Origin of the sequence: Streptomyces himastatinicus ATCC 53653, from assembly GCF_000158915.1 — a bacterium.
GTDB classification, from domain to species: Bacteria; Actinomycetota; Actinomycetes; order Streptomycetales; family Streptomycetaceae; genus Streptomyces; species Streptomyces himastatinicus.
In genome coordinates this window covers 5,961,048-5,962,938 of the sequence record NZ_GG657754.1, presented here as the reverse complement: position 1 = coordinate 5,962,938, position 1,891 = coordinate 5,961,048, and the positions used below count along the sequence as shown (strand labels likewise).

General features: G+C 68.7%; 1 protein-coding gene and 1 pseudogene. Both read left to right on the top strand.

Annotated elements, in window-relative coordinates:
• Nucleotides 1-245 precede the first annotated feature (245 nt).
• Nucleotides 246-1,022 (top strand): lipase family alpha/beta hydrolase, encoded by a 777-nt coding sequence (locus SSOG_RS25395; RefSeq protein ID WP_039938668.1) that lies wholly within the window; start codon nucleotides 246-248, stop codon nucleotides 1,020-1,022.
• Between the two features lie 185 nt (nucleotides 1,023-1,207).
• Nucleotides 1,208-1,891, top strand: a pseudogene (locus SSOG_RS54915) (M23 family metallopeptidase); the annotation flags it as partial.

Genomic DNA, 1,891 nt, shown 5'->3' with positions numbered 1-1,891 from the left:
GCTTCCCGCAAGCATCCCCTACCCGGCAGTTTCGCGATGCGCGGCGAGGGGGAAATCACACGCGGGACACGTTCGACCTCGGGTCGACCACCAAGGGGAGCCGCAGCGGGGACCGTCGCACCGCGTCGCGCCGCCCGGCAGCCGCATGGACGGCGGCATGGCATGGGCATGGCGCCGCGGTGCGACGGCGCGGTCTGTCACGGCCGCGGCTGCCCACAGCGCAAGGGCACAAGGGGGCGGTCGCCGTGGGCCTCATATTCGATCAAGGCAGTCGGGTCCGGGCGCTGGCGCTCGACCTGGCGATTCTCGCCGGGCACCTCCTCCTCTACCCCACCGGCCTCCGGCAGGAGCGTCCGCCCGCCACGCCCCCACCCGACCTCCATGGGCAGCGCCCGGTGCTGCTCCTCCACGGCTTCATCGACAACCGTTCCGTCTTCGTGCTGCTGCGCCGCTCCCTCCTCCGCCACGGCCGACAGCACGTCGAGGCGCTCAACTACTCCCCCCTGACCTGCGACCTCCGCACCGCCGCCGCACTGCTGGCCCGCCATGTCGAGGACGCCTGCGCCCGCACCGGCCACAGCCAGGTGGACATCGTGGGCCACAGCCTCGGCGGGCTGATCGCGCGTTACTACGTCCAGCGGCTGGGCGGCGATGTGCGGGTGCACTCCCTGGTCACGCTGGGCACCCCGCACTCCGGCACCCACGTCGCGCCCTTGTTGTCCGCACATCCGCTCGTGCGTCAGATGTGCCCGAACTCCGAGGTGATAACGGAGTTGAGGCAGCCTGCCCCCGAATGCCGTACGCGTTTCGTTTCTTTCTGGAGTGATGTGGATCAGTTGATGATCCCCGCGGAAGTCGCCCGCATAGACCATCCAGATCTGATCTTTCGCAACATCCGCGTCAGCGGTGTGGGGCATCTCGCTCTACCGGTCCGCTCGGCCGTCGCCACCGGGATCCGGGAGGCACTGGACGCCGCCAATGCCACGCAGACGGACACTTCGGGCGCATTCTCGGTCGCCTGATACGGCCGAAAATTGCCGAACAACCGTCGAACGCCGGGCCAAGAGCGGGCGCACAGTCAACCGAAAGAGGTCCAAATGCCCTTTCCCGTGCTGCCCAAAACTTGCTGAAGATTGTCGCTCCCGCGTACCGCCGGGTACAGTCGCCGCTAATTCTCCTGCAGCCGAGGCGAAAGAGAAGTTGGTTGGTGGTGAACGACCGTCACCCGTCGGGGGCAACCCCGACCGTCCCCGCTCCCGACGCCTCGTATTCCTACGACGGGGCCTACGGCCAGCAGCAGGACACCGCGCACGGTTACGCCGGGTACGACGGCTACCCCACCGGCAGCTTCGATAACCTCGGGGCCGCATACGGTGAGGCCGACCCTCTCTTCGGCTCCCTCCCAGGCAGTTACGGGGACGGCCAGGGCGACCCGCACGGCGGGCACAGCGGTCAGTACGACGCGACCCAGTGGAGCGGCGGGTCCGCGTACGACACCGGCGCCTACGACACCACCGCGATGTGGGCCGCCTCCGGCTATCAGCTCCCCACCGACGTACCCACTCAGCGGCAGGACGACACCGGCGGCCACTGGGACGCCGGCGGCTGGGACGACACCGGCACCTGGGACACCCACCCCCCTCAGCAGCAGTGGGAGACGGGCGCGTACGACACCTACGGGCAGTACGACACCGGCACGGGGCAGTACGACACCGGGCAGTTCGATACGGGGCAGTACGACACCACCGGGCAGTTCGATACCGGACAGGTCGATACGGGCCACTTCGACACAGGGCAGTACGACACGGGGCAGTACGACACCACCGGCCAGTACGACACCGGCGGGTACGACGTCTCGGGGCAGTACGAGGTCATCAGCCAGCACGCCGCG